The sequence below is a fragment of the Dyadobacter sp. 22481 genome, assembly GCF_052044875.1.
Taxonomy (GTDB): domain Bacteria; phylum Bacteroidota; class Bacteroidia; order Cytophagales; family Spirosomataceae; genus Dyadobacter; species Dyadobacter endophyticus.
The window spans coordinates 2006351-2031751 of the sequence record NZ_JBQENV010000002.1; the positions used below are offsets into that span (position 1 = coordinate 2006351).

Genomic DNA, 25401 nt, shown 5'->3' on the forward strand with positions numbered 1-25401 from the left:
GAGTTCATAGTATTCAAATAATTCTGTTGTTTTGCTGATATATTCTATTTGGCTTTACCGAAAACCACTGAAATATACCAGATTACCATTCACCTGAACATTAATATGGCGTCCCAATTCCTGAAAGTTCACCCTTCCGACAATGTCATCGTGGCCTTGCGCGATCAGCCCGCAGGCGCGGACGTGACGTATGAGGGGAATCTCTACAATCTTCAATACGGCGTTTCGGCCAAGCACAAATTCGTTACGGAGGATATTGACACCGGTGGCGCCATCATTATGTACGGCGTGCTCGTGGGACGAGCCACGCAGCCGATCAAAAAAGGCGAGCCGATCACGACATTCAACCTGAAACACGACGCGCACGATTACAGTACCGCGAACCGTAAACCGTATTCTTACACCCAGCCGGACGTAAGCCACTGGCAAAACCGTACTTTCAAAGGATACCACCGCGAAGACGGCCGTGTAGGAACCTACAACTACTGGCTCGTTGTGCCGCTTGTGTTTTGCGAGAACCGCAACGTGCTCATCATGAAGGACGCATTCGAGCGAGAGCTCGGCTATGCGCAAACCGATATGTACCGCGACCAGGTGCGGGAATTCCTGCATTTGTACCAGCAGGGCGATATGCGGACCATTAAAAACCTCGAAACTTTTGTAGACGCTCCCGCAGCTGCGAAAAAGAAACCAGAACGTCCGTTCAAGAACGTGGATGGAGTCAAATTCCTTACACATGAAGGTGGTTGCGGCGGTACACGGCTGGATGCCAATACATTATGCTCGTTGTTCGCGGCTTATGCAGTGCATCCCAATGTGGCCGGCATTACAGTGCTGAGCCTCGGCTGCCAGAACTCGGAGCTGAAAACACTAGAAGACGAAATCCGTAAGCGTGACCCACATTTCAATAAGCCATTCTTTGCATTCGAGCATCAGAAGGGAACAGAATATTCATTGATGTCGGGCGCGATCAAGGAAACTTTCGTGGGTTTGACTAAAATCAACGAGTTTGAACGCTCCGACGCGCCGTTATCTAAACTTTCAGTAGGTCTGAAATGCGGTGGTTCGGATGGTTTCTCAGGTATTTCGGCGAACCCGGTACTTGGTCACCTTTCAGATCTGGTCGTTGGTCTGGGCGGGCAAACACTTCTGGCGGAATTTCCGGAATTGAATGGAGTAGAGCAGGAGCTCCTTAACCGCTGTGTAACCGAAGAAAAAGCGGCAAAATTTGAAAAATTGATGCGCGACTACGCAGGCAAAGCCGAGGCAGTAGGTTCCGCATTTGCCTTCAACCCTTCGCCGGGTAATATCAAGGACGGCCTGATCACCGACGCGATCAAATCTGCCGGAGCAGCCAAGAAAGGCGGTAATGCATACGTTTCCGACGTTTTGAACTACACCGAACGCGCGACGGAATCCGGTTTGCACCTCGTGTGCACACCCGGAAACGACGTGGAAGCAACTACCGGCCAGACGGCAGCAGGTGCCAACATTATCCTTTTCACCACCGGCCTCGGTACCCCGACAGGTAACCCGATTTGCCCGGTTGCCAAAGTTGCCACCAACTCGGCGCTCGCGCAACGCATGCCCGACGTGATCGATTTCGACTGCGGAGCGGTGGTAGACGGCACGCAAACTATCGAGCAAAATGCCGAAGCACTGCTTGAATACGTGATCAAGGTGGCAAGTGGTGAACTCACCAAAGCACAGCAACTGGGGCAGGATGATTTTATCCCCTGGAAAAGGGGCGTGTCACTATAATAGCGCTATTCCTGGCTCTGCGGCTAGTTCTTTTCCGTCGGTTAAAACCGACGGTATTGGAATAAAACCTATTGCTGGGGGCTTTATCCCCGGACCCAAAGCAAAAGTAAGATTGCTGGCAATTTGCGAAGCAAATCAAAAGCGGTCCAACGTTGCATCAGGTAAGAAGTCAAATCCATTGCCGGGGGCTTTATCCCCCGGACCCAGAGCAAAGGAAGAGCAATAGCAAAATCTTTTGTCCAAGAGCAACAAGCACAACTATCATTAACCCAAGGCTTCGGCCTTGGGGCTAGACCAACCAACTATGTTCAATCTAACAGGAAAAACAGCACTGGTAACCGGTGGCGCGAGCGGGATCGGATTGGCGATCTCTAAAACTTTCGCGAAGCAGGGTGCTTACGTGCACATTCTCGAACTCAATATTGATCTGGCCAATCAGGTGGTGAATGAAATCACTGCGGATGGCGGACAAGCTGAGGCACACGCACTGGACATCTCCAAGCAAGCGGATGTCATCAACATTATCAATGCCATCGCGGAGCAACATCCAATCAATATCCTGGTCAACAATGCGGGGATCGCGCACATCGGCAAGGCGGATACGACTGCCGAAATAGATTTTGACAGGGTCATCAATATCAATGTAAAAGGTGTTTACAACTGCCTGGCAGCCACCATTCCCCACTTGAAATCCAATGGAGGAGGGGTGATTTTGAACATGGCCTCTATTGCAGCAACAGTAGGAATACCCGACCGCTTTGCTTATTCTACTGCAAAAGGGGCGGTTTATTCCATGACATTGTCTGTCGCCCGCGATTATCTGGCCGACAATATCCGTTGCAACAGCATTTCGCCTGCCCGCGTGCATACGCCTTTTGTGGATGGTTTCATATCCAAAAACTATCCGGGCAAAGAGCAGGAAATGTTTGAGAAACTGTCTAAAACACAGCCCATTGGCCGTATGGCGAAGCCCGAGGAGATTGGTGCACTGGCGTTGTACCTCTGCTCGGACGAAGCAGGTTTTATCACCGGCTGTGATTATCTGATCGATGGTGGTTTTGAAAAATTGAATAATTAATACAACCCTATAACCTAATCAGGCCGAAAGCTGCGCGCCGGAAGCCAAACGATACATTATGAAACTTTTCCGATTTGGTGCATTTGAAAATGAAAAGCCGGGCGTAGAATTGGCCGACGGTACGAAGCTGGATGTTTCGGCATTTGGTGAAGATTATAACGAGAAATTCTTCGCGACCGACGGTATAACCCGTCTGGCAAGCTGGCTGGAAACCAGCGCGGCCTCCGCGCCAAAAGTGGAGGACGGTTTCCGCTACGGTTCCTGCGTGGCGCGTCCTTCTAAGATCGTCTGCATTGGTATGAACTATGCCAAACATGCCTACGAGTCGGGTGCGACGGAACTTCCGAAGGAGCCGATCATTTTCTTCAAATCAACTTCTGCATTGTGCGGCCCGTTCGACCAGGTAATTATCCCGAGAAATTCGGAGAAAACCGACTGGGAAGTAGAGTTGGCAGTAGTGATTGGTAAAAAGACGAGTTACGTCGACGAGGCTAATGCATTAGATTACGTAGCTGGTTACGCGGTTCATAACGATTATTCGGAACGGGCGTTCCAGATGGAGCGTGGCGGACAATGGGTAAAAGGTAAAAGTAACGACACTTTCGCGCCGTTGGGACCTTACCTGGTAACTTCCGATGAAGTTGGCAATGCCAACGACCTTGACCTGTGGCTCGTGCTCAACGGCAAGAAAATCCAGGATAGTAATACATCGGACATGATTTTCCAGATCCCCTTCCTGGTAAGCTACCTGAGCCAGTTCATGACTTTGCTTCCGGGAGACGTGATCACGACCGGTACACCAGCAGGTGTAGGACTAGGTATGAAGCCGCCTGTTTACCTGAAACCAGGTGATGTGGTAGAATTGGGTATTGAAAAACTAGGTTCGCAGAAACAAGAAGCTATTGCCTGGAAGGCGGTTTAATATATGGTAATCGACAGTCACCAGCATTTCTGGATATTTGACGAGGAACGTGATTCGTGGATTACGCCCGAAATGGAGATAATCCGGCGGAATTTTCTACCCGAGGATCTGTGGCCCGTTTTGAAGGCCAATAAAGTCGATGGCTGTGTAGCTGTGCAGGCTTCCCAAACGGATTCGGAAACGGAGTTCCTGCTTCATCTGGCGGAGGCCAACGATTTTGTCAGAGGTGTCGTGGGCTGGGTTGATCTCCGGACTGTGAATCTTTACGATCAGCTCGAAAGGTATTCTCAGTTTGAAAAATTGAAGGGTTTCCGTCACGTAGCGCAAGGGCAGCCGGAAGGCTTTTTGCTGCAACCTGAATTTATCAAAGGAGTAGGCCAGCTGGTAGCGTTTGACTTTACCTACGATATCCTGATTTACCAAAATCAACTAAAAGAAGCCTACAACTTTGCCGTACGGTTGCCGAATGTGCATTTTGTGCTGGACCATATTGCCAAACCTTTGATCAAAGCGCAGGAATTGCAACCCTGGGCCGAGGACATACGCCGGCTGGCCGAATTACCGAATGTGCACTGCAAAGTCTCGGGTATGGTCACCGAAGCCAACTGGCAGCATTGGGGAAAAGCCGATTTCAGGCCCTATCTGGATGTGGTTTTCGAAGCTTTCGGTACGGAGAGGATCATGTACGGCTCCGATTGGCCGGTATGCCTCGTGGCTGGTGAGTACGAAGGTGCAAAAGGCATTCTGACCGATTACCTGAGCATGTTCTCCGACGACGAAGTGCGCGATGTAATGGGGAATAATGCGAGGCGATTTTACAACCTCGATATTTAATTAAGAATATGAAAAGATATTGTCTTGCGGTGGATTTGGTTGACGATCCACAAATGATTGCGGAGTATGAGGGCTATCACAAACAGATTCGGCCCGAAATTCACAAGAGCATTACCAGTGCCGGCATTACGGTGATGGACATTTACCGCGTAGGTAACCGCCTTTTCATGATCATGGAAACGGAAGACGATTTCAGTTTTGAAACAAAATCCCAGATGGATGCCGACAATCCGAAAGTACAGGAATGGGAGCAGCTCATGTGGAAATACCAGCAGGCTTTACCCACTGCGAAACCCGGTGAAAAATGGGTATTAATGGACCAGATATTTGCCCTCTAAGAATAAAGGTTGTAGTATGAACTAGCATTCGAACAGGTTGAGCAGATTACTTTACGCATTATCCATCCTTATTTTATCATTTGCATTGCTTTCATCGCAGCCCCGTCAGGCTGTGGAAGTGAAGTTGATGAGTTTCAACATCCGGCATGGCCTTAATGTAGACGACGAGTCGAATCTGAGGGATATATTAAGGATAATTAAGGAAAATGACCCCGATCTTGTGGCATTGCAGGCGGTCGACAGCCTGACGGACAAGGGGAAGGTGCAGTTTCAGTTGAGGCAGATCGCCGCGCAGACGGGCATGTACTACTCGTATGCGGTCGCCGACACCTCCGAAAACGGGACGCAGGGCGTGGGTATACTTTCGAATTGGCCGTTTGAGAAAACGCAGATAATCAGCCTGCCGCGGACGCCCGGCTCCGATCCGAAAGTGCTCCAATGCGGGCTGATCAGGCTGTCGAGGTCGGTTACCTTCCGGTTTTGCAACTCCCGGCTCGAATATGCTTCCGTGATGGACCGTGCGTTGCAGGCCGCATACATCAATCAAATGCTCGTCAACAGCGTCCAGCCCGTGCTTTTAGGAATGGATATGGGGGCGAGACCGAATGAACAGCCTTATTTCTCGTTCCGTAAAAAATGGCAGGACGCTGCCCACGGGTCACAAATGCAAACCTGGAACGAAGGTTTACCGGGCGACCGGCTCGATTACATTTTTGCCTTGCTCAATAACAGAGTTCGCATTAAAAACTACAAGGTTATCAGGAATTATCCGGACGTTTCTGATCACTATCCCATTCAGGCCACCATTGAATTTTGGTAGAAAATGAATTACTCAAATTGGAAGATCGGATTATTTATTCCCTGTTATGTCGATCAGTTTTATCCGCAAGTGGGCGTCGCTACGCTCGAATTGCTCGAAAAACTCGGCTGCACCGTTACATTTCCGCTGAACCAGACCTGCTGTGGCCAGCCGATGGCCAACTCGGGATTCGAACACCTCTCTCGCTCGTGTGACAATCTTTTTTATGATATTTTCAAAGATTGCGATTACGTAGTATCGCCCTCGGGGAGCTGTGTGCTGCATATTAAGGACCATTTGAAAGCCGATAACAAGGCCGACGAATCCAAAGTCCTCAGAAAAAAAGTGTACGAACTGGTCGAATTCCTGACCGATGTTTTAAAAATAGAAAGCATTGAAGCCGAGTTCCCGCACCGGGTCGGCTTGCACCAGGGTTGCCACGGGCAGCGCGGGCTGTATTTGTCCCAAATGTCGGAGCTGAATGCGGCGCCGTACTCGAAGCCCGTATCGCTTTTGAAACAGGTTAAAGGCATCGAACTGATCGATCTGGACCGGACCGACGAATGCTGCGGTTTTGGCGGGACGTTCTGCGTGAGTGAGGAAGCGGTGTCGGTGAAAATGGGTAAGGATCGCGTGGCCGATCATATCAGGCACAATGCAGAGTACATTACCGGCTCCGACATGAGTTGTCTGATGCATTTGGGGGGTATTCTCAAACGCGGCAATTCCAATGTGCAGGTAATGCACATCGCCGAAATTTTAAATGCAGGCATCAAAAAAACAAAACCGGAGCCCACATACTGAGCCCCGGTTCTTACAAAGTTTATTGAATGCGCGCTACGCAGAACGTGTCACGCGGGATGGAATCTGAGAAGTGCCCGTTGTTAGTTAATTGAAGAAACAACGCGGCTGGTTGTAGTCAAAATATCAAACGATTGTGCAGTCTTCTCTTTACCATCCGTGATTTCGAACGTATAAGTACCGTCCATCAGGGTTGATAAATCGAAGTATTTCAGGTAGTTGTTCTCAACTTTACGGTTTTCTGAGAAAAGCACATTCTTCTCGTTGTCCAGAATACGAACGACTACATTCTTTGAAATTGGATTATTATAAGAAACGCGGAATTGCAATGGTTTAACCTGCAGAACAGTCAGCTTGGTAGAAGCGTTTTCCGTTTTGTCTGCGGTAGCGAAGTTGTTCTGGGCATTTGCAGCAAATGCCGATCCTGATAGTAGCACGCCTGTCAAGGCTGCGATAATAAGAGTGTTTTTGGTTTTCATAGGAGTTAATATTTAAATGTCTAAAAAAAGTTAAACTGAACTTAATTCAGACTCCGATGCCCCGATCGAAAAACTTTGTTGATTCAAAAGTATAAGATATTGCAATACAAGAAAATAGCATTTTTTCGATTTGTAAAAAGTTGTTTATTAAACAAACTGCAAACTTGAAATAATGCAACGAATGTGAAAAGTACAAATCTTATTCTTCTTTAAATACCATTATCTAATTGTTAAGGCAGCTATGTCCAAAACAGTAATGGAGCACGCGGAGGCTTCCGAGGTGTTCAACAGAGACGAACCTTACGTAAACTGGCACGACGAAACCCTGTGGTTCGTGCGCCAGAAGCGCGATAAATCATCCAAACAACTCCCCGAATGGGAAGAGCTTCGCGAAGCCGCGTCGGGAATCAAGCATTATGTACTCGCCCATCTGGACGAGCTGTTGATTTCTTTTGAGCAAAAAGCGAAAGAAAACGGCGTGCAGGTGCATTGGGCTGCGAATGCGGCCGAGCATAACGAGATCGTGCTCGGACTTTTGAAGAAGCACAAGATCGACAAGATGGTGAAAAGCAAGTCGATGCTCACCGAGGAGTGCCATATGAACGAGTTCCTGAGCAAAAACGGCATCGAAGTGATCGATACCGACCTCGGCGAACGCATTGTGCAGCTCCGTAACGAACCGCCAAGCCATATTGTACTTCCGGCGATCCATTTGAAAAAGAAGGATATCGGCGACCTTTTCCACGAACATCTCGGCACCGACGCCGGCGCCACCGACCCGCAATATCTCACCGAAGCCGCCCGGCAGCATTTGCGCGACAAGTTCCTGACCCGACGTGCCGCACTGACGGGCGTAAACTTTGCTGTGGCCGAAACGGGCGGTTTTGTCGTATCGACCAACGAAGGTAATGCTGATATGGGCGCGCATTTGGCCGATATTCATATTGCCTGCATGGGTTTTGAGAAAATTATCCCAAAACAAGAGCATTTGGGCGTTTTCCTGCGCCTGCTCGCTAGAAGCGCCACCGGTCAGCCGATCACCACTTACAGCAGTCATTTCAAAAAACCGCGCGAAGGGCAGGAAATGCATATTGTAATCGTTGATAATGGCCGGAGCACGCAGTTAGGGAGAAAGGACTTCAGAAATTCATTGAAATGTATTCGCTGCGGGGCTTGCATGAATACCTGCCCGGTTTACAGAAGAAGCGGCGGGCATAGTTATCATAATGCCGTGGCCGGGCCGATCGGATCTATTCTGGCGCCGAATTTGGATATGACCAAGAATGCGGACTTACCGTTTGCAAGCACATTGTGCGGTAGCTGCTCGAATGTGTGCCCTGTGAAAATCGATATTCACGAACAGCTTTACAAATGGCGGCAGGTACTTGCAAAGGAGGGCTATGTTCCGAAAAGCAAGGAAATAGGTATCCGTGCGATGTCGACCGTGCTTGCCGCGCCGCGGTTTTATCAATGGTCGGGCAGGCTGGGGCGGACTGTTATGCGCGCCATGCCATTCATGGTCAACAATGCATTGAACCCCTGGTACAAACAGCGCGATATCCCTGAGCCGCCAAAGGAAAGTTTCCGCGACTGGTATGTTCGTAACCGAAAAAATTGATGATGAGCTCACGAGATAGCATTTTAAGCCAAATCAGGCAAAACAAACCGGAGGAAGTCGCTTTGCCGGCGGTTACGACTTTTGCCAGCAATTTTGCAAATACGGAAGATAAATTCCGCGAAATGCTGGCCGCGATTTACACGGAGGTAATCGTAGTTAAAAACCTGGAAGAGCTTGCGCAGAAAGCGGAAGCACTATATCAAGGCATAGTTAACCGGGCTACGACGATTCCCGCGTTGAGTGCCTGGGCCGATTTCAGCCTCAACGTTTCCGATCCGCATGAGTTGGAAACCGTGGAAATAGCCATCGTGCAAGCAGAGTTTGGCGTGGCCGAGAATGGGGCTGTCTGGATTTCCGACCAATATTTGCCGCACCGGGTTTTGCCGTTCATTACACAAAACCTCGCGTTTGTGATCCCGCGTAATGCACTCGTGGACAACATGCATCAGGCTTACGTGCGCTTGCAGGACACATTGGGCTGGGGCTGTTTTATTGCAGGTCCGTCAAAAACTGCTGATATTGAGCAATCGCTGGTCATCGGCGCGCACGGAGCGCGCAGTATGGTGATCTTCCTGCTCGAAGACCAGTAGTTTCGTATGGACCATCAGGTAACACTCAGGCCGTTCACAAGAAATATTGCCGAAAGGCTGGCGCAGCTGGCCAACAACAAGAAGGTGGTAGCACAGGTGAGGGACAATTTCCCCTCGCCTTATACACTCTCCGACGCCCACTACTGGATTGACTTCTGCAACGGTCGGTATAGTGGCGAGAGCTTTCACCGCGCGATCTATTATAATGATGAATTTGCAGGCGGGATAGGCGTGCTCCGGCAGGAGGATATCCACCGTAATAATGCTGAGATCGGTTACTGGCTCGGCGAACCTTACTGGGGCCTGAACATTACCACCCAGGCCGTAGTGCAGATGACCGACTGGATTTTTGAAAACACGACCATTACCCGTCTCTATGCAGGGGTATTTGAAACGAATCCTGCCTCGATGCGGGTGCTCGAAAAGGCCGGTTACAGATTAGAAGCCATTCACCGCAAGGCCATTATCAAAAATGACCAGGTACTGGACGAACATTTGTTTGTTAAGCTCGCCGCAGAGTGAGTTTTAAAGATGTATTTTTACGGTCTGTCAAACATTGTCCTTAAAGTATGCCTAAGATTATCGTTGCGATCGACGGTTATTCGAGTTGTGGTAAATCCACGACTGCAAAACTGGTTGCCAAGCAATTGAATTACCCTTACATCGACACCGGCGCGATGTACAGGGCTGTTACTCTGTATTTTATCCAAAATCATATAAGTCTTACCAATCCCAAGGAAGTAGAAAGCGCCTTATCAAAGGTGCAGATCACATTCCGCCGCCATCCCGAGCTCGGCCGCAACGATACGTACCTGAATGGTTCGAATGTGGAGGACGAGATCAGGAAAATGTACGTTTCCGAAAGTGTGAGCGAGGTAAGTGCAATCGCCGAGGTGCGGCACGCGCTGGTGGCCCAGCAGCAGCGAATGGGGAAGACCAAGGGCATTGTAATGGATGGTCGCGACATTGGGACCGTCGTGTTTCCGCAGGCTGAGCTGAAGATTTTCATGAACGCCGATCCGCTGATCCGCGCGCAGCGCCGCCAGTTGGAACTGATGGAAAAGGGAGATATTGTGGATTTGGGCGATATTCTTGAAAACCTCAGAACCCGTGACCATATCGACACGCACCGTGCCGAAAGTCCGCTCCGACAGGCCGAGGATGCCATTTATATCGACAACTCTTTTATGACCCTCGATGAGCAGGTGGAAGTAGTCGTGCGCCTTGCCGACGAGCAAATCGGGCTATCACTCAGACGCCGCGCTGCCAATAAAGCCTGATATGCCGCAATTTGACTACGAATACCTTATCATAGGGCAGGGGATCGGGGGCACCTCCGTTGCCTGGCACCTGTGCGATCTGGGAAAGAGCTTCCAAATCGTTGGAGATTCTTCCATGCCTTCGTCTTCGCGCGTTGCGGCAGGTATTTTTAATCCGCTGACGGGCAAAAAGCTGGTCAAGACCTGGCTGGCCGACGATCTTTTCCCTTATGCCAAATCCTTTTACGGAAACCTGCAAGAAAAACTTGCGTGTAAATTAATGCACCTCACGCCGATTTACCGACCTTTCCGGTCGATCGAGGAGCAGAATACTTACAATGCCCAAACGGCCGACCCGAGCATTCGCCGCTATATCGCCGACACGCCCGACCCGGGGCATGAGCTAGCTTACATCCATGCGGATTTCGGAGGGCTTGAAGTGGTACAATCGGGCTGGATCGATTTGCCGGTCTTGCTGGATGCCAGCCGCGGGTATTTTCAGCAACGAAATTTATATGTGGAAGCCGCCTTTGATGCCGCTGACATTTCGCGGACAGAAGAGGGCATCGAATGGCGGGGCAAGCGGTTCAAAACGGTCATTTTCAGTCAGGGTTTTTTTGCTTTGGAAAACGGCTGGTTCGACTGGCTGCCGTTTACACCGGTAAAAGGACAAATCCTGGAAATCACCCCGGATGTTTTGGTGAAACCGTACATCATAAACCAGGGCATATTCGCATTGCCGGTGGCTGAGAATAGGATGAAAGTGGGAGCCACCTACTCGTGGGACCCGCTCGACTGGGAGGCTACGGAGGCGGCTACCGCGGAGCTGGAATCCAAATTGAAGGGATTGCTGAATACCGGTTACACATTAATCGGCGCCCAGGCGGGCATCCGCCCTTCCGTGCGCGACCGGCGACCGCTGATCGGCGTCCACCCGGAGTTTTCTAATGTCGCTATTTTCAATGGGTTAGGCACAAAGGGCGTTACACTCGCGCCTTTTTTCGCAAAAGAGTTTTGTAACCACCTGATTTACGGGAAAGAATTGAATCCGCTAGTGAATATAAAAAGGTATTTTTCGTTATATTTCCGTTGACGTCAGCCTAAGCAATATGAGCAGAAGATATATTTACACATTAACCTTTTCGATCGGTCTTTTAGCGGTTTTGGGATTATTTACAGAATCAATAGCACAGCGCTATCCTTCACAGGAGACTTTTGGAAAGAACCGGGTTCAATACAAGAAGTTCAACTGGAAGATATTCCGAACCACCAACTTCGAAATCTACCACTACCAGGGCGGCACCGCACTCGCCAAGCTGACGGCGCAATATGCTGAAAGCGAATTTGATAAAATCACCGATGTACTCGGCTGGACGCCCTATAACCGCGTAAAAATATTTCTCTACAATTCGCCCGCGGAGCTCGAACAAAGCAACATGGGGCTTTCGGTGCTGGATAATCTCAGCGACCAGAAGCTCAATCTTTCGCAGTCACGCGTGGAAGTGGCATATACGGGTGATCAGATCGGTTTTCGTAAGAAACTGGTGCGGGATATCAGCCTTCTTTTCGTGTACGACATGCTTTATGGCGGTAACATGAAAGAAGCGTTGCAGAGCTCGCTGCTGCTCACATTGCCCGAATGGTTTATGTCCGGAACAGCGGCTTACATTGCCGAGGGGTGGTCGCCTGAGCTGAACGATTACATGCGCGATTTCTTCAAAAACCGCAACATACGCAAGCCTACGCTGATGACGGGCGACGACGCGACGCTGATCGGGCATTCGATCTGGAACTACATTGCCGAGCGCTACGGAAAGGACAAGATTTCAGATATTCTAAACCTGACCCGCATTATCCGTACCGAGCAAACCAGTATTACCAGCACGCTCGGTGTACAATCCTATAACCGTTTTCTGCGCGACTGGCGGGCCTATTACCTGAACCAGACCAAGAACGCCGAACAGTTTTATACAGACCCCAACCCGAGCTGGAAATATAAGCTCAATGAGTTCAACGTGACCGACGCCAGCGCGGTGATCAAGATTTCGCCGGATAAAAAGTTTACGGCTGTAAGCGAGATCAAAAACGGTCGCTATCGTGTGTATTTGTTTGATAGTGAAACGGGTTCCAAGAAAGTGGTACGCCAGGGCAAGCTCGACATTATCGGTGGCCGTATGAAAACGCAGCCGCCACTTTTGGGCTGGTCGAGAAACAATGTACTGACGATCCTTGCCAATGAGAACGACAAGAAGAACCTGTACATGTTCGAAAATGTAGGTACCAAGAAAATCAAAATCAAAACGAAGCGCAATATCCGCGGGCTTGACCAGATCGTGGATATGGATGTGTCCCACGACGGATCTATGCTCGCCGTGAGCGCAGATAAGGCCGGCCAGAACGATATTTTCCTGATCAGCGTGGCCAGGGCTTCTGCATTGCCATTGACCAATGACCTTTACGACGATCTTTCGCCCCGATTTATTCAAGGTTCCTCTCGCAGGGTCGTTTTCTCTTCCAACCGGCCGGTCGACTCGCTGGGTAGGGGAGACAAAGGCAACTTCAAGTCGATTGCCCCTTCCTATACCTTGTTTGAGCACGACGGCACGCCAAGGTCGGAGAACATGATCAAGCTGGTCGAATCAGAGGGAAAGACCAAGGTAACCCCGGTTTACGCCGATGAAAATGATGTGGTTTACCTTTCCAATGGCAAGGGTGTCAATAATCTATACAAATACAACCGTGCTTCCCAAACCAGCGTTCAGCTCACAAATTACATTCAGAATATTCGCAATGCCGATGTAAACCTGAAAGCTGCCGGCGGCGCATTGGCCTATACCTACCTGAACGACGGGTATTACACTGCCGCTTTTAAGAATGGATTTGATATTAATGCAACGGTGAATCCGCCATCGCTGACCGTTGCCAGCGCGGGTAGCCCCGGTAATGCCGGCGCGGCCAATGTCGCCAAAACCGATTCTGTCGCCAAAGCAGCGCAAGCCGAGCAAGCAAACAAGCTCGCATTGAAAGAAGGCGAGGTTGATACCGATAACTACGAGTTTGATGAAGAGATCTTAAAGTCATTTGAATCCAGAAGGAACCGGGGCAGTTTCCCGACCACCCCGGGTGTGGCGACACGTACCAAGGCTGTCCGTGAAAATATCGCCATCAAAGGACCATACAATTATAAGGGCTTGTTTATCACCAACGACGCCAGTTCGGACTGGCGCATCGACCCGATCCGTGGATTTGGCTATGCACAATCCATTTCGATGAATGACCTGCTGGAAAACCACGTGATTAAAGCCGGGATCTTCATTTCGTCTAATTTCCGTAACAGCGATTTGTTTGCCGAGTACAACAACAATACATATCGCATCGACTTTGGCTTGCGTGTGGACCGCAAAACACTTTACAACGATTCGGAAGGGCTCATCCAGAAATACCGTTTCAACCAGCTGATGTTCACGGCATCCTACCCGTTCTCGACCACGAGCCGTTTCTCGGTATCGCCCATGTTCACCTCCACGAGAATGATCGAGGTGCTGCTGACCAATCCGGATATGTCTTCTAACTACGGAGGTTTGCGCAGTGAATTTGTATTCGACAACACCCGCGTGAATGGGATGAATATGATGGAAGGAACGCGCTTCAAGCTGCGTTACGACTTGTACCAGGGTTTGAGTAACGGAAACGAGAGCTTCAACCGCGTGAGTCTCGACTTCCGCCATTATCAGAAAATCCACCGCGACCTGATCCTGGCCGTGCGCGCATCTGCCAGCCATTCGGGCGGACGGGCGCCTAAGCAGAATATCCTTGGAGGTATGGAAAACTGGCTGGGTAACCGTAAAGAAACCCGTACTGGTGATAACCCGCTGAACTTCCAGCGTGACAATCGCGACATTTTCTTTGCCGATTTCGCGACAAACCTGCGCGGATTTAAACTGAACAGGCTATCGGGCACAAGCTACATGCTGCTTAACGCCGAACTGAGAATCCCGCTGGTAAAATACCTTTACCGTGGCGCGATCACATCGAGCTTCCTGCGCAACTTCCAGATCGTCGGCTTTGGCGATATTGGGACTGCCTGGACGGGCAAAGGTCCATTTAGCGAGAATAACAGCCTGAACACCCAGATCATCGGGGATGAAAACGAGCCATTCCGGGCAACGGTTACCAACTATAAAAACCCTTACCTGATGGGCTATGGGGCCGGGGTGAGAACGACATTGTTTGGCTTCTATGCCAAATTTGATTACGCCTGGGGAGTTGATAACGGTTATACCAACAAGCCAATTCCTTACGTAACACTGGGTTACGATTTTTGATCGGACCGGGCAGTAAAAAAGCAATATCAGAGCGTTATAAAGATGGCAAGAGACTGACTCTCCTGCCATTTTTGTTTACAATAACCCAAATTCAGTGCTATGTTCTTGAAGAACACACATCACTATTCGAGAAAGGTTTTTCTTGCGATAACATTACTAGCGGGAAGCCTTGGCGCGGCTACGGCGCAGCGGGAAGTGTTGTATGAACAATATGTTCAGAACCCGATGTCGATCAACCCGGGCTTCACGGGCGCGCGAGAAGACTTTAATATGACCGCCATTTTTCGAAGGAAATGGTTCAATATCCCCAATTCGCCTACCAGCCAAACCTTCGCTGCCGACGGTACAATCGCAAACGGCAAGTTCGGGATAGGCTTTCAGGCTTTGAATGACCAAACCAGCTATTTCACAACTACCGGTTTCGTCGGCTCGTTCGCATTTCACCTGGGCTTGTCCGAGACCTGGAAACTGGGCCTTGGCGCGCAGGGCGGGATCAATGTGCTGCCGGTTTCGGATGGTACCTTTATCAGCAACAACCGCGCGCTGGGCAGTTTCGGGCTGGGTGCCTGGCTGCGTTCGGATCAGCTGTATTTTGGTATTTCCAAACCGGAAGTGCTCTCACAGAAATTCGGCGATCAGATCATAGGGACACTTTACCGCCGGCCTCTTTACATCACGGCCGGCGGAAGCTACGATTTGAGCGAAGACGTAATGATGCTGCCGCATGTTTTATTTATCCAGGAAAAGGAGCATAAACTCAGATTTGATGTCGGTTCGCGGTTTTGGTTCAGGGAGAAGGTAGGGTTAGGCGCGTCTTATCGCGTGGGCGGAGGATATAACGCTGTATCGGCAAAAGTGGATTATTTGCAGTTAACCGCTGAGGTTCAGCTGGGAAGAAATGTGCGGTTGGGCTACTTTTACAGCACGCGGCAGGCAGAACAGATCTATGCGTCCTACTCGGGGCCGAAAGGGATCCACGAGCTCATGCTGAAATTTATTCCCAATCCCAAAGGTTTCCAGAAATATTGATGTCGAGAGCCATTCCAAATCGTCTTTCAGTTAAGTTAAAAGGATATTTTTATTCGTAATCTTTACATAACTCTCGTACCTTTGTGCCGTAAATGAAATACTCACTTTTGTGATGGATAAATACACTTATATAGCAAATTCCGACGCCGCTTATATTGAAGAATTGTACAATTCCTATAAGCAAGATGCCGCTTCCGTGGACGAAGGCTGGCAAAAGTTTTTTGAAGGTTATGATTTCTATCAAAAATTTCCTGTCGCCGGCAACGGACACGCCAATGGTTCTGCCAACGGCAAGGAGGCCGCGGTAGTTGGAAAATCGGACCCTGCACGCATCCGCAAGGAAATGGAAGTGGTGCATTTGATCCGTGGATATAGGTCCCGGGGACACCTTCTGGCGACTACAAACCCGATCCAGAAAAGGAAAGACCGCCGCCCCCAATTGGACATCGCTGATTTTAATCTGGGCCCCGAAGACCTCGATACCGTTTTTGAAGCCGGTGTTGAGGTCTTTGATCGTCCGGCCACGCTGCGTGAGATTGTCGATTCATTGAAGACGATCTATGCAAGAAATATCGGTTTCGAATATCTGTACATCCGCGACCGCGAGCAAAAAAGCTGGTTGCGCAAGAAGATCGAAAAGGAAGCATTGACAATGACTTTCTCGATCGATGAGAAAAAGCACATTCTCTCGAAGTTGAACGAGGCGGTTGTTTTCGAAAACTTTTTGCATACCAAATACCTCGGACAGAAGCGTTTCTCGCTGGAAGGCGGTGAAACGACGATCCCCGCGCTGGACGCGATGATCAACAAAGCTGCCGAAATGGGTGTGGTGGAAGTGATGATCGGTATGGCCCACCGCGGCCGCCTGAACGTGCTTGCCAACATCATGCAGAAAACCTACGGACAGATCTTCAACGAATTTGAAGGTAACCTGCCCGATCAGGTCTGGGGAGACGGCGATGTGAAATACCACATGGGTTTTGCCAGCCAGATCACCACCAAAGACGGTAACAACGTACACCTGAAACTGGCGCCGAACCCATCGCACCTTGAAGCGGTCAACCCGGTAGTGGAAGGTTACATTCGCGCCCGCGCCGATGGGATGTACGATAGCGATTACGACCGCGTGCTGCCGGTATTGATCCATGGCGATGCCGCAGTGGCAGGCCAGGGTATCGTTTATGAAGTAACCCAGATGTCGGCACTGAATGGCTACTACACCGGTGGTACCATCCATTTTGTGATCAACAACCAGGTTGGTTTTACGACCGACTTTGTCGACGCCCGCTCGTCGATATACTGTACGGATATCGCTAAAATCGTCGATGCGCCGGTATTACACGTCAATGGAGATGATCCGGAGGCAGTTGTTTATTGTATGCGCCTTGCGGTAGAGTACCGTCAGAAGTTCAACAAAGACATATTCATTGATATGGTTTGCTACCGCCGTCACGGACACAACGAGGCGGACGAACCGAAATTTACGCAGCCGGTTCTCTACAAATCCATCGAGAACCATCAGAATCCGCGCGAGATCTACCAGAAAACACTGGCCGAACGCGGAGATGTGGATGCACAGCTGGCGGCTAATATGGACAAGGAGTTCAAGCAGCTATTGCAGGAGCGCCTTGATATGGTCAAGCAGAAAGCGCTGCCATACACCATGCCGAAACTGGAACAGGAATGGCACAGCCTGCGTAAATCCAAACCCGAAGATTTTGAGAAATCGCCAGAGACCGGCGTGCCTCAGGATGTGCTCGAAAAGATAGGAAAAGCGCTGATCAGCACCCCTGAGAGCTTCAACAGATTGAAACAGATCGACAAGTTGCTCAAAGACCGTGAGCAAATGATCTTCGATAAAAAGGAGGTAAACTGGGCTACTGCCGAGCTACTTGCATACGGTTCGATCCTTACGGAAGGCAATATCGTCCGTTTGAGCGGCCAGGACGTACAGCGCGGTACATTCTCCCACCGCCATGCAGTGTTGCGCGATGTGGAAACCAATGAAGCCTACAATAGCTTGCAGCATATCCAGGAAGGCCAGGGCCAATTCATGATCTACAACTCGCTGCTTTCCGAATACGGGGTATTGGGTTTTGAATTCGGTTATTCGATGGCAAACCCGAATGCACTGGTGATCTGGGAAGCGCAGTTTGGAGACTTTGCCAACGGCACACAGGTGATTATCGACCAGTTTGTAACATCGAGCGAAACCAAATGGGACCGCTGGACAGGTCTGGTGATGCTGTTGCCGCACGGCTACGAGGGCCAGGGACCCGAGCACTCCAATGCGCGTCCGGAGCGTTACCTGCAACTTTCGGCTAACTACAACCTGATCGTAGCGAACGTAACCACACCAGCCAACTTCTTCCACTTGCTTCGCAGGCAGTTGAAGTTTCCATTCCGGAAACCGTTGGTTGTGATGTCGCCGAAATCGATGCTCCGTCACCCGCTTTGCGTTTCCCCGATCGAGAGCCTTGTAAGCGGCTCATTCCAGGAAACGATCGGCGATACTTATGCAGATCCGAAGAAAGTGAAGAAAGTATTGCTTTGCACCGGCAAGCTGTATTATGAACTATACGAAAGGCAGCAAGCCGACAAGCGCGACGATGTGGCGATCATTCGTTTGGAACAAATGCATCCGTTCCCGCAAACGCAGATCGACGCGCACCTGAGCCGGTACGAAAATGCAAGTGTTTACTGGGTACAGGAAGAACCATTCAATATGGGCGGCTGGACATTCCTGCTGCGCATGTACAAAGGCGTGAAACCATTGCAGGTAATCGCCCGCGAGCCGAGTGCTTCGCCATCGACAGGTTTCTCAAAAATCCATACAAAGGAGCAAGCGGAAATCATCAACAGGGCTTTTGAATGATATTCCTATAATTTTTGACTTAATTCAATAACAAGATTGCACATAAAATGGCTGAAATTGAAATAAAAGTACCGCCCGTTGGCGAGTCGATTACCGAGGTTACGATAGGAAACTGGTTCAAAAATGATGGTGATTTTGTGAAGATGGACGAGGTGATCTGCGGGCTGGATTCGGACAAGGCGACATTTGAACTTACTGCGGAAGCAGAAGGTATATTGCATATTAAAGCGCAGGAAGGCGATACGTTGAATATCGGTGAGCTGATCGCCACCATCGATGCCGCTAATGGCGCTGCTCCGAAAGAAACTGCTCCCAAAGCGGAAGCAGCACCGGCTCCTGCTGCGGCAGCCCCGGCAGAACCCGCTAAGGCTGAAGCCCCGGCAGCGTCCACTGCGGCAGCATCCACTGCACCAGCAGCTCCCGTATCGACTGGCCAGGTCTACGAAATGAAAGTTCCGGCTGTGGGCGAGTCTATCAGTGAGGTTACCATTGCTTCTTGGAGCAAAAAAGATGGTGACTATGTAGCGGTGGACGAAATTCTCTGTGAGCTGGAATCCGATAAAGCAACATTCGAACTGCCGGCAGAAGCTGCGGGTATACTCACAATTGTAGGAAAAGAAGGAGACACGCTCTCGATTGGCGCAGTTATCTGCACGATCGCGGTGACGGCGGGCGCTCCGGCGGCAGCTCCGCAGGCGAGCAGCCAGACGGCGGCAGCGGCTTCTGCCGACAAAGCTTACAGCGAAAAACATGCATCGCCAGTTGCTGCCAAAATCCTGGCTGAAAAAGGAATCGATCCGAAAGATGTGAACGGTTCCGGTTCAGGAGGCAAAATCATGAAGGACGATGCTTTGAAAGCGGAAAAGGCAGCACCAGCGGCGGCTCCTGCTGCGGCTAAACCTGCTGCTCCGGCTCCTGCTGCCGCAGTATCGACTGCCGCAGCATCGGCTGGCGCGCGTGCGTCGCGCCGCGAGAAAATGTCCTCGCTGCGTAAAACCATCGCACGCCGTTTGGTTGCGGTGAAAAATGAAACGGCCATGCTTACCACCTTCAATGAGGTGGATATGAAACCGGTAATGGATCTGCGGTCTAAATTCAAGGATAAATTCAAAGAAAAACACGAAGTAGGGCTTGGCTTTATGTCATTCTTCGTGAAGGCAGTAACGGTCGCGTTGAAAGACTTCCCGGTTGTAAATGCCTATATCGATGGCGAGGAGCTGGTTTACAACGATTTTGCTGATATTTCGGTGGCAGTTTCAACACCGCGCGGGCTGGTAGTACCCGTTATCCGCAATGCCGAAACATTATCGTTTGCCGCAATCGAGAAGGAAATCGTTCGTTTGGCGGTTCGCGCACGGGATGGTAAGCTGGGACTTGATGAGATGTCCGGCGGAACATTCACGATCACTAACGGTGGTACATTCGGGTCGATGCTTTCTACCCCGATCATCAATGCGCCGCAATCGGCTATCCTGGGTATGCACAATATCGTAGAGCGCCCGGTTGTAGTAGATGGTCAGATCGTGGTTCGCCCGATTATGTATGTAGCGTTGTCATACGATCACCGCACGATAGACGGCAAGGATTCGGTAAGCTTCCTGGTACGCGTGAAGCAGCTGCTCGAAGACCCGATGCGTCTGTTGTTGGATATGTAGTATTATCGTTTTCTAAGAATAGATAACAAAACAGGCCCGGAGATCCGGGCCTGTTTTGTTATAGGCTATTGCAGTTTCTCATTCTGCTTGTGGCGGTCCTTGTCGCGTTCCGTTTTCTTGGCCAGGTTCTTTTCAAATGCTTCGGTAAGATTAATGCCCGTCTGGTTGGCCAGGCAGATCAGTACCCAGAGCACATCAGCCATTTCATCGCCAAGATCTTTGCCCATATCCGATTTTTTGAATGACTGGTCGCCGTAGGTACGCGCCATAATGCGCGCAAGTTCGCCCACTTCCTCGGTAAGGATCGTCATGTTGGTCAGTTCTGAAAAGTATCTGACGCCGTAGGTTTTGATCCATTGATCGACCTGGTCTTGTGCTTCGTGAATGGTCATATTCTTATTTTGAATGAGTGACTAGTAACTTTTTGAATCTCAGTTTTATATTCTGTTTTTCGAATCTATTACGATGGTTACCGGTCCGTCATTGAGCAGCGACACTTTCATATCTGCGCCAAATTCGCCGGTTTGAATAGGTTTGCCGACTTCCTGGGAGAGGAACTCGATCATCTTCTCGTAGATAGGAATGGCGATATTCGGTTTGGCCGCCTCGATAAAGGACGGGCGGTTGCCTTTTTTGGTGCTCGCATGTAATGTAAACTGGCTGATCAGCAGAATATCCCCATTCACGGTCTTCAAATCCAGGTTCATTTTGCCTTCCTCGTCATTGAATACGCGGAGCCCGACGATCTTCTTTCCCAGCCACTCTATATCTTCCGGCAAATCAGCATGAGTGATTCCCAGCAGGACCATAAAACCGGTTTTAATTTCTCCTTTTACTTTACCGTCGATGGTCACCGAAGCGCTGCTCACGCGCTGGATTACTGCAATCATATTTCAATATGTCGATACTTCTGAATGAGGGCAAAAGTACGGGTTCTCTTCTAAAAATGACCTGTGTAAGCTTTAAAAAGCCGTTGGTTCGATGGATATGACCGTTCGCATTTTTGGTGGGTAAACCTGCTTACCGGGTAATCAAATGATTACCGGCAGCACAGCGTCCGGGACAAGATGGTATAGACTCACTATTAGTAACAACTACGAAATGATCAGTAGAGAATATAATGCATGGGGATATTGGGGTGGAGGCTGGTGTCCTTTTGAAAAAAATGTAAATTACGCAGCATTTCTTGTATCAAAATTGTTATGATGCTATGAAAATGACAGAAAAATACGCCACTACCACCCGAGCTTCGCGATCGACAGGTTAAGAAGTAACTCTTTTGGGGCACCACATTGTATGACAGAAGAACGCATTTCAGTTTTTGACATTTTTAAGATAGGCATTGGCCCGTCGAGTTCTCATACCCTGGGGCCGTGGCGCGCGGCGCAGCAGTTTTTGGGTACAGCAAAAGAGAAGGGCTTGCTGGGATGCGTACAGAAGATCACCGCGCATCTTTATGGTTCACTGGCCAAAACGGGCAAGGGACATGGTACCGATATTGCAGTGATCCTCGGACTGAGCGGCTATGATCCGGTGACGATCGAGACTAGCTCGATCGACCGCATTCTCGCCGATATAGCGGCGAGTGAGACGATCCGTTTGCACGGAGAAATGCAGATTCATTTTAATCCCAAAACAGATGTGGTGTTTCACAAAACGGAGTCACTTCCGTTTCACCCGAATGGCGTAGCTTTTGCGGCGATTTGCTCTGAGGGGCAGGTGCTCGAAGAAACTTATTACTCGATAGGCGGTGGCTTTGTGATCCAGGAGGGCCGGGAGGCTTCGGGCAGCGCAGCATCGGCTGAAATTCCCTATCCGGTCGACCAGGCTTCGGATTTGCTTGAATGGCACCGTGCTACGGGCAAGGCGATCTGGGAGCTGGTGCTGGACAATGAGCGTATTTGGAAGGATGATACGGCTATCCGGAAAGATCTACTAAATATCTGGCGGGTAATGCAGGATAGTATTTTCCTGGGTTGCCAACATAAGGGGATATTGCCGGGCGGGCTCAATGTGCAGCGGAGGGCAGCGGAACTGAACCAGAAACTGCTGAAAGGACATGCCTGCGCCGGCTGCGACGAATGGATCGAGCTGATTCGTAACAGCGGCTCCGGGTTTAACTATACGCTCGACTGGGTAAGTTGCTTCGCGCTGGCAGTCAACGAGCAGAACGCTTCTTATAGCCGCGTGGTAACAGCTCCTACCAATGGCGCTGCGGGTGTGATCCCGGCGGTGCTGCAATTTCATATGACATTCTGCGGCGGTACGCAAGAGGATATTTTCCGCTTTCTGCTGACAGCGGGTGAGATCGGCAGCATTTTCAAGAAAGGTGCGACGATTTCAGCGGCAATGGGTGGCTGCCAGGCAGAGATCGGCGTGTCGTCTGCGATGGCGGCGGCAGGTCTCGCCCAGGTCTCGGGCGGAAGTGTGGAGCAGTGCTTAATGGCCGCAGAAATCGCTATGGAGCATCATCTCGGGCTCACCTGCGACCCGGTGGCCGGTTTGGTTCAGATCCCCTGCATTGAGCGCAACACGATGGGGGCGATCAAGGCTATTACTGCTTCCCAGCTTGCATTGCAGAGCAATCCCGAGAATGCCAAGGTTTCGCTGGACAATGTGGTTAAAACCATGTGGGAAACCGCATTGGATATGAATAACCGTTATAAGGAAACTTCCGAGGGCGGCCTTGCAGTGAACATTCCGATCAGTCTGAGCGAATGCTGATTCGATGAGATTATAAGCGCAACAGTAAATGCGCCAGGCCGAAGTAAACGCCGTAGCCGATCAGGTCATTGGCTGTGGTAATGAACGGCCCGGACGCTACGGCGGGATTAATGCCGATCTTTTCGAGCACAATCGGGGTTAAGGTTCCCATAAACGAGGCCAGGAAGACCACTGACATTAGCGCGATCGAAACGACAAGCGCCAGTTGCACCTCATTTCCAATCAGCATATTGAACCCAAATACAATAGCACTGATAATGATCCCATTGATAAATGCCACGGCGAACATCCTGATCAATCTCTGACCTAATGTAGTATCGATACCAGTCTTGTCGGCCAGGCTTTGCAGAATAAGCGAGGAGGTTTGAATCCCTACATTTCCCCCTGTTGAACCGATAATAGGAATGAAGGCGGCCATAGCGGGGATGATTTTTAAGTCCCCTTCAAAAAAACTGATGAATTTTGCCGCCAGAATTCCTCCCATCATACCCACCAGCAGCCAGGGCAAACGCGCCTTTGTTTGTTGCCAGATACTATCATCTTCCTCTACATCACCGGTAATACCCGCCATAGCCAGCGTATCGGAGCTGGCCTGGTCGGTAATGACGTCCACGATATCATCGATTGTAATGCGGCCGAGCAGCTTTCCCTGGACGTTTACAACCGGCAGCGCGTCAAGGTCATAGCGCCGCATGAGCTCGGCTACGTCCTCTGCGGGGCGGTAAGTCTCCACGAAAATGACGTCCTTATCATACAAGCTTTCAATTTTGGTGTTTTTGTGCGCCAGAACGATCTTTTTCAAAGAGAGGATGCCAAGCAGTTTGCCAAAGTCGTCGACCACATACACCGCATACACCTTCTCGACATCCTCGGCCTGCGTGCGCAGCTCTTCAATGCATTGATTCACCGTCCAGTTGACATTGGCTTTTACAAGCTCCTTCTGCATCAGACCGCCGGCCACATCTTCGTCGTAATGAAGCAGGTCCAGAATGAAGCGTGCATGTTCGCGGTCTTCCAGCAATGCGATCACTTCTTCGCGCACGCGTATGGGCTGCTCGTTCAGCAAATCCACGGCGTCATCCGAGTCAAACAGGTTGACGAACTTGGATATTTCCTCCGAAGTGAAGGCTTTTAAAAAGTCCCGGCGTTCGTCCCGGTCCATATCGGCCAGAATAGCCGCGCCGGTTTCAATATTCAACTGACCAATCAGGAATTTTGCGCTTTCTGTTTCCAGCTCGTATAGCAAGCTGGTAATATCGGCAGGAAACAGGTTCTCCATTTCCGACCGAATGGCCGCAGAGTCCTCTTTCTCAATCAGTTCCTGGATGTGGTCTACGTATAGCTGGGTTAATTCGAAGGTCATCGTAAATGAGCTTTTAGCGACTGGCGAAATGCTTTTAGCTTACTTAATATACTCTCTCAGAGCAGGTTTAGTTCTTTTCCTGCGCATTTTGGGCAAGTAACGTCAAGGTAACGAACTCGTCGACGCTCAATTGCTCGGCCCGTTTGTTGAGCAGGGGGTGGTCCGGTATTTCGCCTACCGGTTTCAATGCGTTACGCAGGGTTTTGCGTCGCTGGTTAAATGCAGTTTTGACCACTCTGAAAAACAGTTTTTCATCGCACGCCAATGCGGTAACCCCGTTCCGACGGAGCCTTATGACCCCGGATTGTACTTTCGGAGGGGGATCGAATGCCCCGGGAGGCACAGATACCAGGTAATCGATCTCGTAGAATGCCTGCAGAAGCACACTCAAAATTCCGTAATCCTTGTTACCGGGAGGTGATGCGATGCGCTGGGCCACTTCTTTTTGCAGCATACAAACGATCTCGGGAATGCGGTCACGTATTTCTAGCGCCCGGAAAAATATCTGCGAAGAAATGTTGTAAGGGAAATTGCCGATGATCGCGAATTTGTCCGGGAAATACTCGCCCGGGTTGAATTTCAGAAAGTCACCGGCGATAATGCGCGGAGCGAGCTCGGGATAATGCTTTTCAAGATAGGCTACCGATTCGGTGTCGATCTCGATGACGTAGGTATTGAAATTGGTTTTAGGTAAAAGAAATTGCGTAAGCACGCCCATACCCGGACCGATTTCCAGCACGCGGTCATAGCCACCATGCCCGGAGAGGCCCTCGACGATGCGCTGGGCAATATTCAAATCTTTCAGAAAGTGCTGGCCCAGATGCTTTTTGGCACGCACTTTGGTGTTATCCGGTTTTTTATAATTCATTTTCACAGGCCAAAATTACGTCTTAATTCGTAGATTTATCGAATAAAGAATTGGAAGGAAACTTAAAAGTGCGATTGTACGGG

Annotated in this window: 23 protein-coding genes; 18 read left to right on the forward strand and 5 right to left on the reverse strand. The window is 50.0% G+C overall.

Going from position 1 to position 25401, the window contains the following annotated elements; all coding sequences use genetic code 11:
- Nucleotides 1-105: 105 nt before the first annotated feature.
- The 7 genes from ACTJJJ_RS18485 to ACTJJJ_RS18515 all read left to right on the forward strand — a co-directional run bounded on the left by ACTJJJ_RS18485 (nt 106) and on the right by ACTJJJ_RS18515 (nt 6536).
- Complete coding sequence (locus ACTJJJ_RS18485) at nt 106-1761, forward strand: UxaA family hydrolase (protein ID WP_188932544.1); 1656 nt, start codon at nt 106-108, stop codon at nt 1759-1761.
- 304 nt (nt 1762-2065) lie between these two features.
- Nucleotides 2066-2839 carry an SDR family NAD(P)-dependent oxidoreductase gene (locus tag ACTJJJ_RS18490; protein WP_188932542.1) on the forward strand — a complete coding sequence of 258 codons (774 nt, stop codon included), beginning with the start codon at nt 2066-2068 and terminating at the stop codon, nt 2837-2839.
- 58 nt (nt 2840-2897) lie between these two features.
- Nucleotides 2898-3761 (forward strand): fumarylacetoacetate hydrolase family protein, encoded by an 864-nt coding sequence (locus ACTJJJ_RS18495; RefSeq protein ID WP_188932540.1) that lies wholly within the window; start codon nt 2898-2900, stop codon nt 3759-3761.
- Between the two features lie 3 nt (nt 3762-3764).
- Nucleotides 3765-4595 carry an amidohydrolase family protein gene (locus ACTJJJ_RS18500; protein ID WP_440702626.1) on the forward strand — a complete coding sequence of 277 codons (831 nt, stop codon included), beginning with the start codon at nt 3765-3767 and terminating at the stop codon, nt 4593-4595.
- Between the two features lie 8 nt (nt 4596-4603).
- A complete protein-coding gene (locus ACTJJJ_RS18505) occupies nt 4604-4933 on the forward strand; it encodes an L-rhamnose mutarotase (RefSeq protein ID WP_440702627.1) in 330 nt (109 codons plus the stop codon).
- Between the two features lie 37 nt (nt 4934-4970).
- The gene (locus tag ACTJJJ_RS18510) at nt 4971-5753 is read left to right on the forward strand and encodes an endonuclease/exonuclease/phosphatase family protein (protein WP_229222188.1); all 783 of its coding nucleotides are present in this window, start codon (nt 4971-4973) and stop codon (nt 5751-5753) included.
- A gap of 3 nt (nt 5754-5756) precedes the next feature.
- Entirely contained in the window at nt 5757-6536 is a 780-nt protein-coding gene (locus ACTJJJ_RS18515; RefSeq protein WP_440702628.1) for a (Fe-S)-binding protein, read from the forward strand.
- An 80-nt stretch (nt 6537-6616) separates the two neighbouring features.
- On the opposite strand, the gene ACTJJJ_RS18520 is transcribed toward ACTJJJ_RS18515, so the two are convergent.
- Nucleotides 6617-7012: a hypothetical protein gene (locus ACTJJJ_RS18520; RefSeq protein WP_188932531.1), complete on the reverse strand. Its 396-nt coding sequence runs from the start codon at nt 7010-7012 to the stop codon at nt 6617-6619.
- 241 nt (nt 7013-7253) lie between these two features.
- Between ACTJJJ_RS18520 and ACTJJJ_RS18525 the strand changes: the two genes are divergently transcribed.
- The 9 genes from ACTJJJ_RS18525 to odhB all read left to right on the forward strand — a co-directional run bounded on the left by ACTJJJ_RS18525 (nt 7254) and on the right by odhB (nt 20363).
- Nucleotides 7254-8630, forward strand: coding sequence for a lactate utilization protein B (locus ACTJJJ_RS18525; RefSeq protein WP_440702629.1), 1377 nt, complete (start codon nt 7254-7256; stop codon nt 8628-8630).
- Complete coding sequence (locus ACTJJJ_RS18530) at nt 8630-9220, forward strand: LutC/YkgG family protein (protein WP_426293623.1); 591 nt, start codon at nt 8630-8632, stop codon at nt 9218-9220. The genes ACTJJJ_RS18525 and ACTJJJ_RS18530 overlap by 1 nt, the downstream gene beginning before the upstream one ends.
- Nucleotides 9221-9226: 6 nt before the next feature.
- Nucleotides 9227-9742 carry a GNAT family N-acetyltransferase gene (locus tag ACTJJJ_RS18535; protein WP_440702630.1) on the forward strand — a complete coding sequence of 172 codons (516 nt, stop codon included), beginning with the start codon at nt 9227-9229 and terminating at the stop codon, nt 9740-9742.
- 47 nt (nt 9743-9789) lie between these two features.
- On the forward strand, nt 9790-10500 hold the full coding sequence (gene cmk, locus ACTJJJ_RS18540; RefSeq protein ID WP_188932525.1) for a (d)CMP kinase: 711 nt from the start codon (nt 9790-9792) through the stop codon (nt 10498-10500).
- A 1-nt stretch (nt 10501) separates the two neighbouring features.
- On the forward strand, nt 10502-11572 hold the full coding sequence (locus tag ACTJJJ_RS18545) for an NAD(P)/FAD-dependent oxidoreductase (RefSeq protein WP_440702631.1): 1071 nt from the start codon (nt 10502-10504) through the stop codon (nt 11570-11572).
- A 16-nt stretch (nt 11573-11588) separates the two neighbouring features.
- Entirely contained in the window at nt 11589-14804 is a 3216-nt protein-coding gene (locus ACTJJJ_RS18550) for a hypothetical protein (protein WP_440702632.1), read from the forward strand.
- A 99-nt stretch (nt 14805-14903) separates the two neighbouring features.
- Entirely contained in the window at nt 14904-15833 is a 930-nt protein-coding gene (locus tag ACTJJJ_RS18555) for a PorP/SprF family type IX secretion system membrane protein (RefSeq protein WP_440702633.1), read from the forward strand.
- 112 nt (nt 15834-15945) lie between these two features.
- Entirely contained in the window at nt 15946-18708 is a 2763-nt protein-coding gene (locus ACTJJJ_RS18560) for a 2-oxoglutarate dehydrogenase E1 component (protein ID WP_440702634.1), read from the forward strand.
- Nucleotides 18709-18755: 47 nt separating this feature from the next.
- Nucleotides 18756-20363 carry a 2-oxoglutarate dehydrogenase complex dihydrolipoyllysine-residue succinyltransferase gene (gene odhB, locus ACTJJJ_RS18565; RefSeq protein WP_440702635.1) on the forward strand — a complete coding sequence of 536 codons (1608 nt, stop codon included), beginning with the start codon at nt 18756-18758 and terminating at the stop codon, nt 20361-20363.
- A 65-nt stretch (nt 20364-20428) separates the two neighbouring features.
- Here odhB and ACTJJJ_RS18570 read toward each other — a convergent pair whose 3' ends face one another.
- Complete coding sequence (locus tag ACTJJJ_RS18570; RefSeq protein WP_188932513.1) at nt 20429-20755, reverse strand: nucleotide pyrophosphohydrolase; 327 nt, start codon at nt 20753-20755, stop codon at nt 20429-20431.
- A 45-nt stretch (nt 20756-20800) separates the two neighbouring features.
- On the reverse strand, nt 20801-21253 hold the full coding sequence (gene dtd, locus ACTJJJ_RS18575; protein ID WP_440702636.1) for a D-aminoacyl-tRNA deacylase: 453 nt from the start codon (nt 21251-21253) through the stop codon (nt 20801-20803).
- Between the two features lie 145 nt (nt 21254-21398).
- Between dtd and ACTJJJ_RS18580 the strand changes: the two genes are divergently transcribed.
- Both ACTJJJ_RS18580 and ACTJJJ_RS18585 read left to right on the forward strand, forming a co-directional pair.
- Nucleotides 21399-21569 (forward strand): DUF6934 family protein, encoded by a 171-nt coding sequence (locus ACTJJJ_RS18580; protein WP_440702637.1) that lies wholly within the window; start codon nt 21399-21401, stop codon nt 21567-21569.
- 90 nt (nt 21570-21659) lie between these two features.
- Nucleotides 21660-23087, forward strand: a complete 1428-nt coding sequence (locus ACTJJJ_RS18585; protein ID WP_440702638.1) for an L-serine ammonia-lyase — start codon at nt 21660-21662, stop codon at nt 23085-23087.
- Nucleotides 23088-23097: 10 nt separating this feature from the next.
- On the opposite strand, the gene mgtE is transcribed toward ACTJJJ_RS18585, so the two are convergent.
- Nucleotides 23098-24450, reverse strand: a complete 1353-nt coding sequence (gene mgtE, locus ACTJJJ_RS18590) for a magnesium transporter (RefSeq protein WP_188932508.1) — start codon at nt 24448-24450, stop codon at nt 23098-23100.
- Between the two features lie 67 nt (nt 24451-24517).
- A complete protein-coding gene (rsmA, locus tag ACTJJJ_RS18595; RefSeq protein WP_426293632.1) occupies nt 24518-25318 on the reverse strand; it encodes a 16S rRNA (adenine(1518)-N(6)/adenine(1519)-N(6))-dimethyltransferase RsmA in 801 nt (266 codons plus the stop codon).
- Nucleotides 25319-25401: the final 83 nt, after the last annotated feature.

Excerpts from the sequence above, each read along its gene's own strand:
- ACTJJJ_RS18570 (WP_188932513.1), bottom strand. The coding sequence starts at position 20,755 with ATGACCATTCACGAAGCACAAGACCAGGTCGATCAATGGATCAAAACC.
- dtd (WP_440702636.1), bottom strand. The coding sequence starts at position 21,253 with ATGATTGCAGTAATCCAGCGCGTGAGCAGCGCTTCGGTGACCATCGAC.
- ACTJJJ_RS18490 (WP_188932542.1), top strand. The coding sequence starts at position 2,066 with ATGTTCAATCTAACAGGAAAAACAGCACTGGTAACCGGTGGCGCGAGC.
- odhB (WP_440702635.1), top strand. The coding sequence starts at position 18,756 with ATGGCTGAAATTGAAATAAAAGTACCGCCCGTTGGCGAGTCGATTACC.
- ACTJJJ_RS18585 (WP_440702638.1), top strand. The coding sequence starts at position 21,660 with ATGACAGAAGAACGCATTTCAGTTTTTGACATTTTTAAGATAGGCATT.
- ACTJJJ_RS18580 (WP_440702637.1), top strand. The coding sequence starts at position 21,399 with ATGATTACCGGCAGCACAGCGTCCGGGACAAGATGGTATAGACTCACT.
- ACTJJJ_RS18520 (WP_188932531.1), bottom strand. The coding sequence starts at position 7,012 with ATGAAAACCAAAAACACTCTTATTATCGCAGCCTTGACAGGCGTGCTA.
- ACTJJJ_RS18530 (WP_426293623.1), top strand. The coding sequence starts at position 8,630 with ATGATGAGCTCACGAGATAGCATTTTAAGCCAAATCAGGCAAAACAAA.
- ACTJJJ_RS18515 (WP_440702628.1), top strand. The coding sequence starts at position 5,757 with ATGAATTACTCAAATTGGAAGATCGGATTATTTATTCCCTGTTATGTC.
- ACTJJJ_RS18535 (WP_440702630.1), top strand. The coding sequence starts at position 9,227 with ATGGACCATCAGGTAACACTCAGGCCGTTCACAAGAAATATTGCCGAA.
- ACTJJJ_RS18500 (WP_440702626.1), top strand. The coding sequence starts at position 3,765 with ATGGTAATCGACAGTCACCAGCATTTCTGGATATTTGACGAGGAACGT.
- ACTJJJ_RS18505 (WP_440702627.1), top strand. The coding sequence starts at position 4,604 with ATGAAAAGATATTGTCTTGCGGTGGATTTGGTTGACGATCCACAAATG.
- ACTJJJ_RS18495 (WP_188932540.1), top strand. The coding sequence starts at position 2,898 with ATGAAACTTTTCCGATTTGGTGCATTTGAAAATGAAAAGCCGGGCGTA.
- ACTJJJ_RS18545 (WP_440702631.1), top strand. The coding sequence starts at position 10,502 with ATGCCGCAATTTGACTACGAATACCTTATCATAGGGCAGGGGATCGGG.
- ACTJJJ_RS18485 (WP_188932544.1), top strand. The coding sequence starts at position 106 with ATGGCGTCCCAATTCCTGAAAGTTCACCCTTCCGACAATGTCATCGTG.
- rsmA (WP_426293632.1), bottom strand. The coding sequence starts at position 25,318 with ATGAATTATAAAAAACCGGATAACACCAAAGTGCGTGCCAAAAAGCAT.
- mgtE (WP_188932508.1), bottom strand. The coding sequence starts at position 24,450 with ATGACCTTCGAATTAACCCAGCTATACGTAGACCACATCCAGGAACTG.
- cmk (WP_188932525.1), top strand. The coding sequence starts at position 9,790 with ATGCCTAAGATTATCGTTGCGATCGACGGTTATTCGAGTTGTGGTAAA.
- ACTJJJ_RS18550 (WP_440702632.1), top strand. The coding sequence starts at position 11,589 with ATGAGCAGAAGATATATTTACACATTAACCTTTTCGATCGGTCTTTTA.
- ACTJJJ_RS18525 (WP_440702629.1), top strand. The coding sequence starts at position 7,254 with ATGTCCAAAACAGTAATGGAGCACGCGGAGGCTTCCGAGGTGTTCAAC.
- ACTJJJ_RS18560 (WP_440702634.1), top strand. The coding sequence starts at position 15,946 with ATGGATAAATACACTTATATAGCAAATTCCGACGCCGCTTATATTGAA.
- ACTJJJ_RS18555 (WP_440702633.1), top strand. The coding sequence starts at position 14,904 with ATGTTCTTGAAGAACACACATCACTATTCGAGAAAGGTTTTTCTTGCG.